Below are 14,789 nucleotides of genomic sequence, written 5' to 3' on the forward strand. Positions count from 1 at the left end.
TTTCTAAATATAGCGACCTCCTTTCTCTTTCTGTCCGGGTGTCTATTATTAAGTTAGCACGAGCTTTAGGAGGAGTAAAGCACTATTTGCAAAACTTGATAGGTCTTTACATTACTAAGTATAATGATATAAATATCCACATAGATGTAAGTTCTATTGCTGCTACATCTTTACATACTTAACTGTTTTTGTCATGTCTATTTCTCCTAAGTTTCTCAGTGGCAGCCAAATCCGCCAAACATTCCTCGACTTTTATGCTCAGCGGGGACATAAAATCTTGCCGAGTGCTTCTTTGGTGCCCGAAGATCCGACAGTGTTGCTGACGATCGCCGGAATGCTACAATTCAAGCCGATATTTCTCGGACAGCGCACCGCCGAATCACCGCGCGCCACGACTTCTCAAAAGTGTATCCGCACCAACGACATCGAAAACGTCGGCCGCACCGCCCGCCACCACACGTTTTTTGAGATGTTGGGCAACTTCAGTTTCGGGGATTATTTCAAGAAACAGGCGATCGCCTGGGCGTGGGAACTTTCCACGGAAGTTTTCGGTTTACCAGCGTCCAATTTGGTTGTTAGCGTTTTCCGAGAAGATGACGAAGCTTTTGCGATTTGGCGCGATGAAATTGGCATTCCGGGCGATCGGATTCAGCGCATGGGAGAAGATGACAATTTCTGGCAATCCGGCCCGACTGGCCCCTGCGGCCCGTGTTCCGAGATTTACTATGATTTTCACCCAGAAAGAGGCGACAATATTGACCTCGAAGATGATAGCAGGTTTATTGAATTCTACAACCTGGTTTTCATGCAGTACAATAAAGATGCAGAGGGCAATTTAACACCGCTGCAAAATCAAAATATTGATACTGGCATGGGACTGGAACGGATGGCGCAAATCCTCCAGAAAGTCCCCAATAATTACGAAACAGATTTGATTTTTCCGATTATTCAATCGGCGGCGGAAATTGCCGGGATTTATTACCACAATAGCGATGAAAAAGTCAAGGTTTCGCTGAAAGTAATTGGCGACCATATTCGGGCTGTGGTGCACATGATTGCGGACGAAATTCGCGCGTCGAATGTTGGTCGGGGTTACATTTTGCGTCGGTTGATTCGCCGGGTGGTGCGCCACGGGCGACTGATTGGAATTCAGGGCGAATTTACGGTGCGGGTGGCTGAAAGTGCGATCGCCCTTTCGGAAGCTGCTTATCCGAACGTGCGGCTGCGGGAAGCTCAAATTAAGGCGGAATTGGCAAGGGAAGAAGCGCAGTTTCTCAAGACTTTGGAACGCGGAGAGAAGCTGCTGGAGGAAATTGTCGATCGTACAAAACAGCAAACCAACCAACAAATCAGCGGTCAAGATGCTTTTACTCTTTACGATACCTACGGTTTCCCCTTAGAACTGACTCAAGAAATTGCTGAGGAACAGGGAATAACTGTCGATTTGGACGGCTTTGAAGCGGCGATGAAGGAACAGCAAACTCGGGCTAAAGATGCTCGCCAAACAATCGATTTGACGGTGCAGGGTTCTTTGGATAAGTTGGCTGAAACAATCCAGGGAACTGAGTTTGTCGGTTATGCTGAATTGTCGAGTTTAGCTGAGGTGGAAGTTATCTTGGTGGACGGCAAATCTGTGGAAGAAGCAGCCGCCGGTACTGAGGTACAAGTTGTTTTGAACCAAACGCCGTTTTATGCTGAATCTGGCGGACAAATTGGGGATAAAGGTTATTTGAAAACGGGAGATAATGGTGATGGTTTGTTAGTAAGAGTTGATGATGTGAAGAAGGAATCGGATTTCTTCGTGCATTTCAGCTTTGTGGAACGGGGAACGCTGAGAGTGGGCGATAGTATTACTGCGAAAATTGACAATAGCGGTCGCCGCCGAATTCAGGCTAACCACACAGCAACTCACTTATTACAATCAGCTTTGCGAAAAATTGTGGACGATTCGATTTCGCAAGCTGGTTCGCTGGTATCATCTGAGAGATTGCGGTTTGATTTCAATTCTCCGCGCGCTGTCACAGCAGAAGAGTTGCAGAAAATTGAGGATTTAGTTAATAGTTGGATTGCTGAGGCGCACGCTGCGGTCGTTGCAGAAATGCCGATCGCCCAAGCGAGAGAAAAAGGCGCGACTGCGATGTTTGGCGAGAAGTACGGCGACGTGGTGCGGGTTATCGATTTTCCCGGCGTTTCGATGGAATTGTGCGGGGGGACTCACGTCAGCAATACCGCAGAAATCGGGCTGTTTAAGATTGTTTCCGAAGCGGGGGTAGCGGCGGGAACTCGCAGGATTGAAGCGGTTTCCGGTCAAGCTGTTTTGGACTATTTGAATGTGCGCGATAAGGTGGTGCGCGATTTGGGCGATCGATTTAAGGCGAAGCCTGAAGAATTACCGAACCGGATTACTAATTTGCAGAATGAGTTGAAGGATACTCAGAAACATTTGGCTGCTGTGAAGTCGGAATTGGCGATCGCAAAATCCGACCAGTTGCTGAGTGCGGCTGAGGATCTCGGCGAATTCAAAATCATTGTAGCTCAATTGGGAGATGTGGATACAGAGGCGCTGAAAACTGCGGCGGAAAGATTGCAGCAAAAGTTAGGAAATGCTGCGGTTGTTTTGGCATCAATTCCTGAACCGGATAAGGTAAGTTTGGTGGCTGCTTTTAGTCCTGAAGTTAATAAGAAAGGATTGCAAGCGGGCAAGTTTATCGGGGGAATTGCTCAAATTTGCGGCGGAAAAGGCGGCGGGCGACCGAATTTGGCGCAAGCTGGGGGACGCGATACAAGTAAGTTGCAGGAAGCGTTGGAAAGTGCTCGCAATCTGTTAGTTGAAGGATTGGGGTAATCGGCCTTTTGTGTGGGGACACGATTCCGTACATTAATGTCAACAAACACGTCAAACCCGCAGTCCGACAGGGTTTTAACCCCTGTCGGGCTTTCGGCTTAAATTGACACGACGAAAGGCACAGTGCCGTGTCCTGCTTTGCTACTTAATATTGAGGTACAGACGGGTCTACTTCTTCACTCCAAGCAGTAATTCCGCCCTTAACATTAATCCCCTCAATTCCAGCTTCCTTCAAAATCCCCAAAGCCTTCGCAGAACGCCCGCCCATTTTGCAGTGTGCAATCAAGCGGTGGCCGTTCAACAATTCCTTAACCTTAGCGACACCTGCGCCGTGTTCGATATCCGGCAAAGGAACCAAAACCGACCCAGGAATTTGACAAATTTGATACTCGTTGGGATTGCGAACATCCAACAATACAAAATCCTTCGCACCGCTGTCGATTAACTCCTTAAGTTCTTTGACAGTCATCTCAGGAATTTTCGTTTGCTGGCTTGCTTCCTCCGCTTTTGCTTGAGGAATGCCGCAGAATTGTTCGTAATCGATTAACTTTTCAATTACCGGACGCACTGGATTCGGCCGCAGTTTCAATTGCCGGAACGTCATATCTAAGGCATTGTAAAGCAACAGTCTGCCGCTCAAAGTAGTGCCTTGACCTAAGATAATCTTGATAGCTTCCGTTGCTTGGATAGAACCGACAACTCCGCACAAAACGCCTAAAACGCCACCTTCTGCACAAGAAGGAACCATCCCTGGCGGCGGGGGTTCCGGGTACAAATCGCGATAATTCGGGCCGCCTTCGTAGTTGAAAACTGTTGCTTGCCCTTCAAATCGGAAGATAGAACCGTAGACGTTGGGCTTGTTTAAAAGCACGCAAACGTCGTTCATCAAATAGCGAGTCGGGAAGTTGTCCGTACCGTCGATAATGATATCGTAAGGAGTGGCAATGTCGATCGCATTTTCCGAACTAACGCGAGTTTCGTACAAATCAACTTGACAAAAAGGATTAATTTCTAAAATCCGATTTTTAGCCGACTCAATCTTCGGTTTCCCAACCCAAGAAGTGCCGTGAATTACTTGGCGCTGCAAATTGGAATGGTCTACAACATCAAAGTCTACAATCCCAATGCGGCCAACACCGGCGGCTGCTAAATACAGCAGCAACGGCGAACCGAGACCTCCCGTACCGATGCAGAGCACGCTGGCAGCTTTGAGACGCTTCTGCCCATCCAATCCAACTTCTGGCAGGATCAGGTGGCGAGAGTAGCGTTCGTATTCTTGTTTGTTGAGCTGGATCTCCTCCAGATTAGGATTTAGCATGATATTGTGTGTAGCGCAGATTTTGAATTACATCCTATCTGAATCTTTCGCATTTTTACGTGTTTGTTATTTTTACTAATTATTTCTTAATCTCAGTCGGTTCCACTAGGCGAATTTCCTCTGCTTGAAAGTTCCCCTCTCCGTCAAGACTCCAACTGCGGAGGTCTTCTGAACAGCCTTGTCGGACTGACACAATGATGTAAGAGTATTGGGCCCAGGCCAATGTTCGATCGCACTCTGAAGGCACTGCGGGACAATCCGTATGGGAATGATATATACCGATAATATCCAGAGTGCGATCGCGCCCGTGTTTCATCGCCTGCAACATATCTTCGGGCTTTATAGCATATCTGCGTTTTTCTGTCAATTCTTTTTGGTCAGGCCAATTCTCCTGGGCCTCAGCACTCCAAGCATTCTCAGTCGGCCAAACTTCTACTATATTTTTAACATCGCCAGTAACTCGACCGAGCAACAAACCGCAGCATTCTTCAGGATAAGCGCTTTCGGCGTGGGTACGCATGGATAAAATATGAGAGTCGGAAAGTGCGATCGGCTGCATAGGATTTTATTGTAGATTTTATTGTAGTTTTTTTTGTAAAGTGCGATTCCCTGCGGGATAGCTACGCTTCACGGGCTTTTTTTTAATTGTGGAACAGGCATCTTGCCTGTTCAATAATGGATTTTCTGGAGATGTCTATTGATTTGACATTCCTGTAGCTGTTTGCAAAATACTTCTATAAGCAATAACAGCTTCTGTTTGGTTAACATATCCTACATATTGACTCAATACAGAAAAGTCTAACTCAGGCAAAAATTCACTGCTGGAAATTAACTCATAACCAGACTCCCGCAAGTGGTAAAGAGAAAATTGATCGTTAGCCCAAAACCAGACTTCAGGAACCTGCAAACCGCGATACACCTCCAGCTTGTCAACACCGCCGCTAGTCAGAGCAATTTCTATCACAATATCCGGGACTTCTGCAAGTAAACCTAAACAGTAACACTCATCTGGTTCCGCACCCCGTCTCACAGCTTCGCGGCGAAATGTAGTATTTCCGTAACCGTTGAGATTAATTAGCCTTTCAAACGCATAAGTTTCTATCAACCGGGCAATAATTGTTTTAAGCCTTTCATGTTCTGGCGAATTTGTCATAATAATTTCTAACGTTCCTTCCAAGTACGTCATTCTGGGAAATTCATCGACAAATATATCGGAAAGCTGCTCGTATTGTTCCCAAGTCACATCATATAGAATGACGCGCTGTTCAGTCGCTGGAGCGAGAGTTTTTGGATCTAAAACTAGCATAATTAATAACCTGCACTTAAGATATCTCAACGTTAGATTTTTTCGTTCCTTCTCAACTTCTTCTCTGTGTCCTCTGCGGCCTCTGCGGTTCGTTAAAAAAGTTCCTATATAAATTTAACGAACCGCGAAGACGCTTATGACACAAAGGAAGAGAAGAGAAGGGGAAAAAGAGTTAATTCAATCAAGTCGGAGTTTGCTGCAACTCAGGCCGCTCATCTGGAACGATCGCACCTTCGACAGGACACACCTGCAAACAAATACCGCAGTCAATACAGGTATCAAAATCAATCCAAAACCAATCAGTCCCCTTGACATTTTTGCCGGGGCCGGGATGAATACAAGCAACCGGACAAGCGCCAACGCAATCAGCAACTCCCTCGCAAATATTCGTAACAATAGTGTGTGCCATAGTGTTCTCTCTAAAGATTTTAGGTAGATAGGGAATTAGCAATTAGTAATTGGCAAAACCTTCTCTGAATCAGCAGGATACATAATATCATATCGGGTGATTTTTAACCAATTACCAACTACTAATTACCAATTACCAATTAGCCTAATTTACCGTTTCAATTGTTGGCAATCCTTCGACATTTACCCAAGCAATTTGAGCAATTCGTCGATCGCGCGCGTATTCCCGCGCCCCCTCCTCCGTCTCCCGACTCTCCAAATCTATTTCCACCCGAACTAGGTGAGTAGACTCTCGGAGTTTGCGAGCGTAAGCAAACGCGGCGGCACTAGCTTCAGGAGTTTGAGCCACAACCAACCAGTCGCTAGCTGGCGTCTGGCTGGGCAATTGCCCCTCTGTCAGCAAAACTTGGTGCAACTCTTCAATATTTAGACAAAACCCAATGCCGGGGGAATTTTGCCCTTGCGGGTCGAACAGTCCCAACAGTTGGTCGTAGCGTCCCCCTTGTCCTAAAACTCGCTGTCCTGTCTTGCTGCTGCTGACAACTTCAAACACAATTCCAGTGTAGTAGTCAAATGTTTGAATTAAACTCAAATCGAGGTGAATGTGAGATTTGAGATTGGGAATTTTTGACTGACATTGGTGCAGCAATTCGATCGCTGATTTGAGATTATTTAACGCGGCTTGCTGCGGCAAATCTAAATCCAGCTTGGCAACAATTGGCAACACCTCTTCGGGGCGGCCGCGCAAGTCAAATAACAGCAGTGCTCTTTCTCGCAATTCGGTTGACAGCGGCAAAGTTTCCAAGGCAATTCGATCGAGATTGGCGATCGCCCCCCGAACTTTTTGGCGCACGTTTGGCGGAAACGGTTCCAGCAATCTTGCAGTCAAGCCCGCTTCTCCCAAAACCAAATGCCAGTCATCAATTTCCAAGCTCTGCAAGCACTCAGACAGCAGCAGCAGCACTTCCGCATCCGCAACCGTCCCCCCCGCGCCAAGCAGCTCTACGCCAGCTTGATAGAACTCCTGTTGCCCGCCTGAGCCAGTATCTGGGCCTTTGCGGAACACGTTAGCGTTGTAGTAGAGGCGCTGAGGCTGCCAGCGAGTCCCTGCCATCCGCATTGCAGCCGCGCGCGCGATGGATGCTGTCAATTCCGGCCGCAAACCAAGTTCTCCATCCTCGGCGTCTTGCAATTGAATTAAGGTCGATCGGTCGATCGCGCCCCCAGCCATCAAAGTCTCCAGCCTTTCTAGAGTAGAGGTAATAATCCGGTGATAGCCCCAGCGGTGAAAAACCTGCTGTAAGCGCCGTTCGATCGAAATTTTTTGAGCAACGTCAAGGGGCAATAAATCTCTTGCACCGGATGGGGGTTGGTGAACCATATCAATTTTAGATTTTAGACTTTAGATTTTAGATTGGGCTTAGAAGCTTAGCTTTAGGGGACGGTGTGAAAGTCGAACCAGGCAAGCTTAACATTCGACTTTAACAAATTAATGTGTCATATCAATTTTAGATTTTAGATTTTAGATTTTAGATTGGGCTTAGAAGCTTAGCTTTAGGAGAGGCTGTTAAAGTCGAATCAGGCAAGCTTAACCTTCGACTTTAACAAATTAAGGCGTGATAGCGTTTTGGTTTGCATGGGAATAATCATTTTCCCCGTCAGTGCGATCGTCCCGCTCTTTCTGGAGCAGCCACGATCGCGGGACGATCGCACTGACGGTACAATTCCGATTGGGTTCCGAGGTGATCTCACCAGTTCTTGATGCTTTTGAGCGAGATCACTTTACTGCTGAGCAGTTTACCAATTTCTAAATATTCCCGACTCACAACTCACAACTTCTCACTTCTTCTTCCCACCAAACAAACTTGCAAAAAATCCTGGTTTCTCGTCACCTTTTTTGGCTTTTGCGGAAGCTTGTTCCAGCTTTTTCTTAACCTCCAAAGCCGTCGGTTCTTCAGGATTTGATGCCAAAGCTTTGTTCATCTCAAGTTTTGCCATTGTGGCTTGATTTTGTTCAAGGTAACACATTGCTAACATAGCGTGAGCCTTGCTTTGTTTTGGATCGCGCTTCAGGGCTTCCCTCAACTCCAAACTTGCTTTAGCGTAATTTTTGCTGTCCATAAATCCTTGAGCTCGGCGACAATAGGCGTCGGTTCGCGGGTCTATGACCGGAATTGGGGTTGGGGTTGGGGTTGGGGTTGGGGTTGGGGTTGGGGTTGGGGTTGGGTTTGGGGTTGGGGTTGCATCTTTTATGGGTGAAGCGGGTGTAATCCCAACACCACCAAGGCGCTCTTTTCGCAGCAAATAAACCATGTTGAGTTCGCTAATTTGATCGATCGCCTCTTGCGTTTCCTTAACTGATTCGTACTGCTTGAGAGCGAGTTTGCTAACTGCTGTTTTGTAAGCTTCTTCCCAATCTTTAGCGGTAGCTAACTGTTTGGCTGCTTCGCTTTCAATGTGCATTTTCGCCTGTTCTTTAACGACGCGCTTGGCGATGGCTGCTAATAGCAGGCTGTATTCTTTGCGATCGCTTTCCTTAGAGAATTTGTTGTAAGCCGGATTGACTACTTTTGACAAAAATTGGTTAGCCCAATCTTTATCTGCTTGGCTTTCAAAAGAGCAAGTATCCGAATGCAACCGGCGGGCGATTTTCATGTAGCGCTTGCGGATGTCGTTAAACTCGGCGTCTAAGGGAATTCCCAAAATTGCGTGCTGATCTGTAAAGTCATACTTGAACAGCCCTTTTGTCATTTCAAAAGACATAACTTTTACTCTTCCTTTCCTGGCTTTTCACTATTCTTTAATGTAGCTTGAGTCAAGGGGTTCTGACCCCCGTACTACCCCCGATCTATTGCTGGGGGGCGCTACTTCCAAGAAGATAAGGGAGGAACTGCTAGCAGTGCGCTGCTGAGTTCGGCGTGTATTTTGCCGTTTGTGGCCAAAATCCGACCTGAGTTCATCTCAAAGGCACTACCGTCATAAGCTGTAATTTGACCTCCGGCTTCGGAGACGATGAGTACACCGGCGGCTACGTCCCAAGGGGCGAGTCCCCGTTCCCAGTATCCGTCCGATCGCCCCATCGCGAGGTGTGCGAGGTCTAGGGATGCGGAACCGCTGCGCCGCACGCCTTGGGTGAGGTGGGTGAGGTGACAGAATTCGGCATAATTATTGTCTGCTGTTTCGCGGCGATCGTATGCAAAGCCAGTGACTAGCAAGCTGGTTCTCAATTCTGAGATTTGGGAAACTTCGATCGGCAAACGGTTGCAGGTTGCTCCTAATCCTTTGCCTGCCCGAAACAATTCATTATGAAAAGGGTCGTAAATTACTCCAATTTGTGGTATACCGTCGATTAAAAGTCCGATCGACACGGCCCAAAAAGGATATTGGTGAGCATAATTTGTTGTGCCATCCAAAGGGTCGATCGCCCACAGGTATTTGCTGCTGGCATCTCCTAATTTGCCGGATTCTTCGGCGAGGATGGCGTGGTCGGGTACGTGGCGGCCCAGAATTTCTAAGATGACCGCTTCTGAGGCTTTATCGGCTTCTGTGACTAAATCGCCCGATCGGCCTTTTTCTTGAATTTTTTCTAAATTTCCGCAGAAAGATTTCAGGACGGAACCGGCGGCTAGGGCTGCTTCGGTGGCTATTTCTAAGAAGTTTTGCAGTTGATTGTCTGTCATTTGTTAGTTGTCAGTTGTCAGTTGTCAGTTGTCAGTTGTCAGTTGTCAGTTGTCAGTTGTCAGTTGTCAGTTGTCAGTTGTCAACAATTCCCAACTGACCGAAAGCATCCACGATACCCGCCACGTGATTCATCCGTCCAGAAATAAAAACCTGTACCCGATGAAACTTGCCCCCCGAATTTATCGGTGGGGTCAATGCTTCAATCTAAAATCTAAAATCTAAAATCTAAAATCGATTGACTATTTCCGATTTTGCTGGCGAAATTCTGCGGGAGTTTGGCGCAAAGCTCGTTCTGGATTCCACAAGCCTTTACCCATGAGTCTCGCCCATTCTTGAGCGTTGATGAGTCGCTGCTGATATTTGGTGTTGGGCGATCGCACCGAGGCCAGGGCATAACCTTCTTTGACTAGCTGTTCGTTGAGCAAATTTTTATCTTGCCACAAGTAGGCTAGTTTGCGATCGAACTGGTCTTTCTGTTCCATGTCGGATTCTAACAATACCTGTTTTCCCCTAGTTAGCTGTTCTAGTCTTTGTTTGGCTGCTTCTCCCCAAGGCTGCTGTTTTAAATCCGGTGCATCAATACCAATCAGCCTGATTTGTTCTAATAAGGCTATTTTGTCGGCTGTACTGATAACTTCGATTGTTTGCCCGCTGATGGCCCTTTCTACTTTGGCGATCGTACCTTGGGGCATTTCTGGTTTTTGGCAGCTAGCTAACAACAGACAAAGGGCGATCGCACATAATCGATAAAGCATGGATAATTGGTAGTTGATTATTTATCAAATTGCCTTATTCTTCATCCAACGGCAAACCGGCTTTAACTTTACCTTTGCCGAAGTAGCGACCGAATTGCAGTTCGTACACTTCGTCTTCGTCTTGCGTCTCTACCTCGATGTTGGAACGGGGATAGCTGACGCACAGCAGGGCATAACCTTCTTTTTGCAGTTCCACAGAAAGCCCCATTGCTTCTGGCTGGTGCAGTTCCCCCGAATTGACGCGCACCGCACAGGCGGTACAAGCGCCGTTGCGGCAGGAAAAGGGCAATTCTACTCCTTGGTTTTCGGCGCTTTGAAGGATGTAGCGGTCTTCGGGTACTCGCACGGTGTGGCGCTCGCCTGTCTGTCTGTTATGAATTTTAATTGTGTAAGAGTCAGTCATGGAATTTTAGATTTTAGATTTTAGATTTTAGATTGGGGTTTGGCGGGCAAACTCCTTTAGATGAAGGGGTTTGCGACATAGGTAGGAGAATCCAAGCCGGCTCGTTTGACACCCTATCCACATTAAACAGTAAATTTATGCCGTTACCCCTTCCCAAATCAGATTTGTTCTGTTAATATAGTTTAGCTGTGGCTAAATGAATTAATTTAGCCCTGGAGAGGTGGCCGAGCGGTTGAAGGCGCACGCCTGGAAAGTGTGTTTAGGGCAACTTAACGAGGGTTCGAATCCCTCCCTCTCCGTTAAACAAGCTGTTCAGGCAAAAAAAACAGCTTGCAAAAAAAATCTCTGATATGAGATAAATAGTTTGATTAGAGCGAGATCCCTTGAATTCTTTGAGAAAAATCAAGGGATCTCGCTTTTATATTTTTGAGTGTAAATTACGGGCGATCGCGCCGAGAATAAACACCCAGATATAATGCCAATAGTAGAAAACCATAGTGACCTACACCAATCGCCACCGTTTGCAGCAAAGCGTCGCTTTCTGCTGGCTCAATTGCTGTTTGAATGTCAATTAGGGAATTTGAGATTTTAAATTTTAGATTTTAGATAGAGGTAATTTATATCGAACTTAGCATCAGCGAGATTTGCCCCTCTGAACGAAGTACCCTCAGCATTTCCAATCTCTCGAACAATAGCCGAGAAAGACACAAACGCAAACCAAAGATACAGCAGCGACAGCAAACCGAAACACATACCCCAAAACAGTTTGTGAGTGCTCAGAAAAGCGCTCGCCGTTGCACTGAACAAAAAAGCCGCTGCGTAAGTCGCCACACTTCCAGCCGATGCGATCGCAACCTGTGCAAATTGGCTACGAATCCGGGAATTCACAAAAAACATTAACACCCCGCCGATCGACATTCCAGCAATAGCAGCCTGGGAATTATTATTAGTTGCAGTGCCAGCATAGAAAAATCCCAACAAAGCTCCTGATAGAATAGGAGAAATTGTTCGTGCCAATCTACCCGCTTTTGAGGTTTTTGGCTGTTTGCTGGCGATCGCCGAAGCGAAACCAGCAGCGCTCAAAACCCCGTACAGCAACAGAACAAAAGGCCAACTGGGAGAGTCCGGTAGTTGTCCTTGGGCTCCCAGAATCATTCGAGTCAGAACATCGCCCACAACCAAACAAATCGCGATCGCCCCAGCACTCAAAACAGCTATCTGTCGCCTAGAAAGCCCGATTTTCGCACCGAGAAAATTCGCACCCGCTAACTGAGCATTTCTAAAATTGCAGCCTCGAACATCCGCACCGCTGAAATCAGCACCGTTAAGAACTTGCCCTTGGAACGATCGATTTCGTAAAATTTGATTGCTAAAATTATTGGAATCCGAATACTTCATATTAGTACAGGATGCTGGAAAATATATAAATCTGTCAGTTTTCCCCTCCCCGATCTCAAATCTAAAATGGTATGACTTATCGGCCCACGTTCAAACAAATTTGGCATATTCTCGGTCTCGGAATATTGCTCGCACCAATACTACTCTACAACATTCCCTACTTTTTGCGTCCCCAACAAACCAACGAAGCCCGATCGCTCTTTCAAGGAATAGCCTACCGCAGGGAATTTCGGACTAATCCGCGTCCCACCCTAATTCACATTGTTAGCATCGACCTAAAAGCGCCGGGAATAGGAATTTTTGTCACTCCCGGAAACCCAACACCCGATTTAACAGAAACCCATGCCCGCACGGCTACTGAATTCCTGAAAGAATTTAAATTGCAATTAGCAGTTAACGGCAATTTTTTTTATCCCTGCATCGAGGAAGCACCTTGGGATTACTATCCCCGCAGTGGCGATCGAGTAAATAATGTCGGACACGCCATTGCCAAAAGCCAAGCTTATTCTCAACCACATTCAGGCTTTCCAGCCCTTTGTTTTGATGCCAAAAACCGCGCTCAAATAATCGAAAACGGCACTTGTCCTTCGGGAACAGCCTATGGAGTTGCCGGAGATACTTTGCTGGTGAAAAATGGCAAAGCCGTAGCACAAAGTCAGGAAGAACGCAAACAGGATAAACCCTATCCCCGTGCAGTCGCGGCGATTGACAAAACAGGCGACAAGTTGTGGTTAATTCTGGCAGACGGCAAGCAGAGGCTTTACAGTGAAGGGCTGAAATTGAGCGAAATAACTGATATTTCGATGCGGTTGGGAGCCGAGACAGTGCTGAATTTAGATGGCGGCGGGTCGGTAACTTTTGCAGTAGCATCGCCGTCAGGAGCGAAACTGTTGAATGCTCCGATTCAGAATAAAATTCCCATGCAGGAACGTCCAATTTCCAATCATTTGGGATTTTACGCGCGAGATAATGATGCCTCCGCATACTCAAATAAATAGGGTACTGATTGCCTTAATTACTAATAGAAAAGTTCGCTTAAATACCCACAAAATTTCTTGTTCAGCAGTAATTTTTTTTTTAAATCTGCCCAAAATCCGGGAATAATTGCTAAAATTGTAAATAAACGTAACAAAAATTTATAATTGGCTTATGAAAATTAACGAAATCCAAGCAGCGCTGCAAAGTTCGGATTCTCAAGAGAGGCTGCGGGGGGTAACGGCTCTGAGAAACTGCGATTCTGCGGTGGCGCTGCCGATGTTGCTGAGCAAAGTGGACGATCGCGAGTTTATGGTGCGATCGTTCGTGGCGATGGGATTGCGACAGATTCAAACAGGGGAAGCTTTTGCGGCGCTGTTAAAAATGATGCAGTTTGATCGCGATCCAAACGTGCGCGCCGAAGCCGCTAACTCTTTGTCAAGGTTCGGAACTGAGGCAATTTCTCATTTAGTGGAAGCTTTTCGCCACGATGACAATTGGCTCGTCCGCCGCAGCATTATGGCTCCGCTGTATGAAATGCAGTGTCCTGATGCAGTATTGGAAATTTGTGCGATCGCTCTTGGCGGGGAAGATTTACCAGTTCAGGAAGCAGCAATTGACGGATTTGGTCTGCTGGCAAATACCCCGAAGCAAGAACAGGCATTGCAGCAATTATTACCTCTAGTATGTTCGGATAACTGGGGAATTCGGCTGCGAGTTGCTCGCGCGCTGAGCAGATTTGACAATCCTCAAGCTCGCGCTGCTGTGAACTATTTGGCAAAAGATCGAGATCATCGGGTTGCAGGTGCGACTTTGGAAGCTTCGCTTTAAAACAAGGGCTTACAAGCTCAACTGTGCTATCTGCGCTATCGTGCCGAAAAAAACCCGGGTCAGGGAATGTTTAAGCGGTTCTACGGCGAGGAATGGACTGAAGAGTATATTCACGGATTTTTGTTCAATTGGGAACAGAAGCTGGCACAATTGGTAAGTAACAAGAATTAATTTTAATAGAAGCTTCAGCCACTACACTAATAAGTGTAGGTTGGCATGAGGAAAATGCCAATGGTCAAAAAAAATCGCAATGTAGTTAGTTCCAATTCAGAAAGTAAAGTCAAAGTCGGACTTTCGCTGACTTCTTCTAGTGCCGATCGATTAAACGTGATCGCTCGCAAGCTCGGAATATCAAGGTCGGAACTCCTAGAACGCTTGGCACAAGGCGCTCTGGATATTTCTAAGGACAAGACGGAAGTTACTGTCACTTGGAAAAAAGGTGAAGAAACGGAGGTAGAGGACCCCGACTTGCAAGGGGAAACAGCCGAAGAAAGCGAAATTAATGACGCTGTAACGGCAGAAACTCTATCGGACTCGGTGAGTGTAAAGCCAAATCCGTTGCCAGAAAGTTACGAAAGTTTACAGCAGCAGTTGAGTGAACGCGAAAGTTCGATCGCTTCTTTACAGCAGCAATTGGCTACCGAAAAGCAAAATCTCGAAAGCCAATTAGCCGAAACAGTAGCGAAGTCAAGTTACGAAAGTTTACAGCAGCAGTTGAGTGAACGCGAAAGTTCGATCGCTTCTTTACAGCAGCAATTGGCTACCGAAAAGCAAAATCTCGAAAGCCAATTAGCCGAAACAGTAGCGAAGTCAAGTTACGAAAGTTTACAGCAGCAGTTGAGTGAACGCGAAAGTTCGATCGCTTCTTT

At 46.6% G+C, this 14,789-nt stretch carries 16 protein-coding genes and 1 tRNA gene; 7 read left to right on the top strand and 10 right to left on the bottom strand.

Annotated features, from left to right (window positions below; genetic code table 11):
• Positions 1–193: 193 nt before the first annotated feature.
• Positions 194–2,845 carry an alanine--tRNA ligase gene (alaS, locus tag QT979_RS12995; protein ID WP_333310357.1) on the top strand — a complete coding sequence of 884 codons (2,652 nt, stop codon included), beginning with the start codon at positions 194–196 and terminating at the stop codon, positions 2,843–2,845.
• Positions 2,846–2,990: 145 nt separating this feature from the next.
• Here the strand turns inward: alaS and moeB are convergent, their stop codons facing one another.
• From moeB to QT979_RS13020, 5 genes are all read right to left on the bottom strand, one after another.
• Positions 2,991–4,163, bottom strand: coding sequence for a molybdopterin-synthase adenylyltransferase MoeB (gene moeB / locus QT979_RS13000; protein WP_333209392.1), 1,173 nt, complete (start codon positions 4,161–4,163; stop codon positions 2,991–2,993).
• 79 nt (positions 4,164–4,242) lie between these two features.
• Positions 4,243–4,722: a M67 family metallopeptidase gene (locus QT979_RS13005; protein WP_333209393.1), complete on the bottom strand. Its 480-nt coding sequence runs from the start codon at positions 4,720–4,722 to the stop codon at positions 4,243–4,245.
• A gap of 135 nt (positions 4,723–4,857) precedes the next feature.
• A complete protein-coding gene (locus QT979_RS13010) occupies positions 4,858–5,469 on the bottom strand; it encodes a Uma2 family endonuclease (protein ID WP_333310359.1) in 612 nt (203 codons plus the stop codon).
• A gap of 181 nt (positions 5,470–5,650) precedes the next feature.
• On the bottom strand, positions 5,651–5,878 hold the full coding sequence (locus tag QT979_RS13015; protein WP_333164293.1) for a ferredoxin family protein: 228 nt from the start codon (positions 5,876–5,878) through the stop codon (positions 5,651–5,653).
• A gap of 144 nt (positions 5,879–6,022) precedes the next feature.
• Entirely contained in the window at positions 6,023–7,258 is a 1,236-nt protein-coding gene (locus QT979_RS13020; RefSeq protein WP_333310361.1) for an ATP phosphoribosyltransferase regulatory subunit, read from the bottom strand.
• A 255-nt stretch (positions 7,259–7,513) separates the two neighbouring features.
• Between QT979_RS13020 and QT979_RS13025 the strand changes: the two genes are divergently transcribed.
• Positions 7,514–7,639 (top strand): hypothetical protein, encoded by a 126-nt coding sequence (locus QT979_RS13025; RefSeq protein WP_333209399.1) that lies wholly within the window; start codon positions 7,514–7,516, stop codon positions 7,637–7,639.
• A gap of 77 nt (positions 7,640–7,716) precedes the next feature.
• Here QT979_RS13025 and QT979_RS13030 read toward each other — a convergent pair whose 3' ends face one another.
• The 4 genes from QT979_RS13030 to QT979_RS13045 form a co-directional block, all read right to left on the bottom strand.
• Entirely contained in the window at positions 7,717–8,640 is a 924-nt protein-coding gene (locus QT979_RS13030; RefSeq protein WP_333310364.1) for a tetratricopeptide repeat protein, read from the bottom strand.
• 101 nt (positions 8,641–8,741) lie between these two features.
• Entirely contained in the window at positions 8,742–9,557 is an 816-nt protein-coding gene (locus QT979_RS13035) for an inositol monophosphatase family protein (protein ID WP_333310365.1), read from the bottom strand.
• 240 nt (positions 9,558–9,797) lie between these two features.
• Positions 9,798–10,313, bottom strand: coding sequence for a thermonuclease family protein (locus tag QT979_RS13040; RefSeq protein ID WP_333310367.1), 516 nt, complete (start codon positions 10,311–10,313; stop codon positions 9,798–9,800).
• 34 nt (positions 10,314–10,347) lie between these two features.
• Positions 10,348–10,716, bottom strand: coding sequence for a 2Fe-2S iron-sulfur cluster-binding protein (locus QT979_RS13045; protein ID WP_333310369.1), 369 nt, complete (start codon positions 10,714–10,716; stop codon positions 10,348–10,350).
• A 214-nt stretch (positions 10,717–10,930) separates the two neighbouring features.
• Between QT979_RS13045 and QT979_RS13050 the strand changes: the two genes are divergently transcribed.
• Positions 10,931–11,015: transfer RNA gene (locus QT979_RS13050), tRNA-Ser, on the top strand.
• 289 nt (positions 11,016–11,304) lie between these two features.
• Here QT979_RS13050 and QT979_RS13055 read toward each other — a convergent pair.
• Entirely contained in the window at positions 11,305–12,114 is an 810-nt protein-coding gene (locus QT979_RS13055; protein WP_333310371.1) for a pentapeptide repeat-containing protein, read from the bottom strand.
• Positions 12,115–12,185: 71 nt separating this feature from the next.
• Between QT979_RS13055 and QT979_RS13060 the strand changes: the two genes are divergently transcribed.
• The 4 genes from QT979_RS13060 to QT979_RS13075 form a co-directional block, all read left to right on the top strand.
• Positions 12,186–13,112 (top strand): phosphodiester glycosidase family protein, encoded by a 927-nt coding sequence (locus QT979_RS13060; RefSeq protein WP_333209408.1) that lies wholly within the window; start codon positions 12,186–12,188, stop codon positions 13,110–13,112.
• Positions 13,113–13,263: 151 nt separating this feature from the next.
• Positions 13,264–13,920 (top strand): HEAT repeat domain-containing protein, encoded by a 657-nt coding sequence (locus QT979_RS13065; protein WP_333310373.1) that lies wholly within the window; start codon positions 13,264–13,266, stop codon positions 13,918–13,920.
• A gap of 21 nt (positions 13,921–13,941) precedes the next feature.
• Complete coding sequence (locus tag QT979_RS13070; RefSeq protein WP_333209449.1) at positions 13,942–14,091, top strand: hypothetical protein; 150 nt, start codon at positions 13,942–13,944, stop codon at positions 14,089–14,091.
• Between the two features lie 60 nt (positions 14,092–14,151).
• Positions 14,152–14,789: ribbon-helix-helix protein, CopG family (locus tag QT979_RS13075; RefSeq protein WP_333310375.1), on the top strand; the 638-nt coding region annotated here is incomplete at its 3' end.

This window comes from Microcoleus sp. w2-18bC1 (assembly GCF_036700365.1).
Classification (GTDB): Bacteria; Cyanobacteriota; Cyanobacteriia; order Cyanobacteriales; family Microcoleaceae; genus Microcoleus.

Bases quoted from the DNA above. Each gene is read 5' to 3' on its own strand.
- QT979_RS13045 (WP_333310369.1), bottom strand. From the start codon at position 10,716: ATGACTGACTCTTACACAATTAAAATTCATAACAGACAGACAGGCGAG.
- QT979_RS13030 (WP_333310364.1), bottom strand. From the start codon at position 8,640: ATGTCTTTTGAAATGACAAAAGGGCTGTTCAAGTATGACTTTACAGAT.
- QT979_RS13040 (WP_333310367.1), bottom strand. From the start codon at position 10,313: ATGCTTTATCGATTATGTGCGATCGCCCTTTGTCTGTTGTTAGCTAGC.
- QT979_RS13020 (WP_333310361.1), bottom strand. From the start codon at position 7,258: ATGGTTCACCAACCCCCATCCGGTGCAAGAGATTTATTGCCCCTTGAC.
- QT979_RS13060 (WP_333209408.1), top strand. From the start codon at position 12,186: ATGACTTATCGGCCCACGTTCAAACAAATTTGGCATATTCTCGGTCTC.
- QT979_RS13055 (WP_333310371.1), bottom strand. From the start codon at position 12,114: ATGAAGTATTCGGATTCCAATAATTTTAGCAATCAAATTTTACGAAAT.
- QT979_RS13015 (WP_333164293.1), bottom strand. From the start codon at position 5,878: ATGGCACACACTATTGTTACGAATATTTGCGAGGGAGTTGCTGATTGC.
- QT979_RS13035 (WP_333310365.1), bottom strand. From the start codon at position 9,557: ATGACAGACAATCAACTGCAAAACTTCTTAGAAATAGCCACCGAAGCA.
- moeB (WP_333209392.1), bottom strand. From the start codon at position 4,163: ATGCTAAATCCTAATCTGGAGGAGATCCAGCTCAACAAACAAGAATAC.
- QT979_RS13005 (WP_333209393.1), bottom strand. From the start codon at position 4,722: ATGCAGCCGATCGCACTTTCCGACTCTCATATTTTATCCATGCGTACC.
- QT979_RS13065 (WP_333310373.1), top strand. From the start codon at position 13,264: ATGAAAATTAACGAAATCCAAGCAGCGCTGCAAAGTTCGGATTCTCAA.
- alaS (WP_333310357.1), top strand. From the start codon at position 194: ATGTCTATTTCTCCTAAGTTTCTCAGTGGCAGCCAAATCCGCCAAACA.
- QT979_RS13025 (WP_333209399.1), top strand. From the start codon at position 7,514: ATGGGAATAATCATTTTCCCCGTCAGTGCGATCGTCCCGCTCTTTCTG.
- QT979_RS13010 (WP_333310359.1), bottom strand. From the start codon at position 5,469: ATGCTAGTTTTAGATCCAAAAACTCTCGCTCCAGCGACTGAACAGCGC.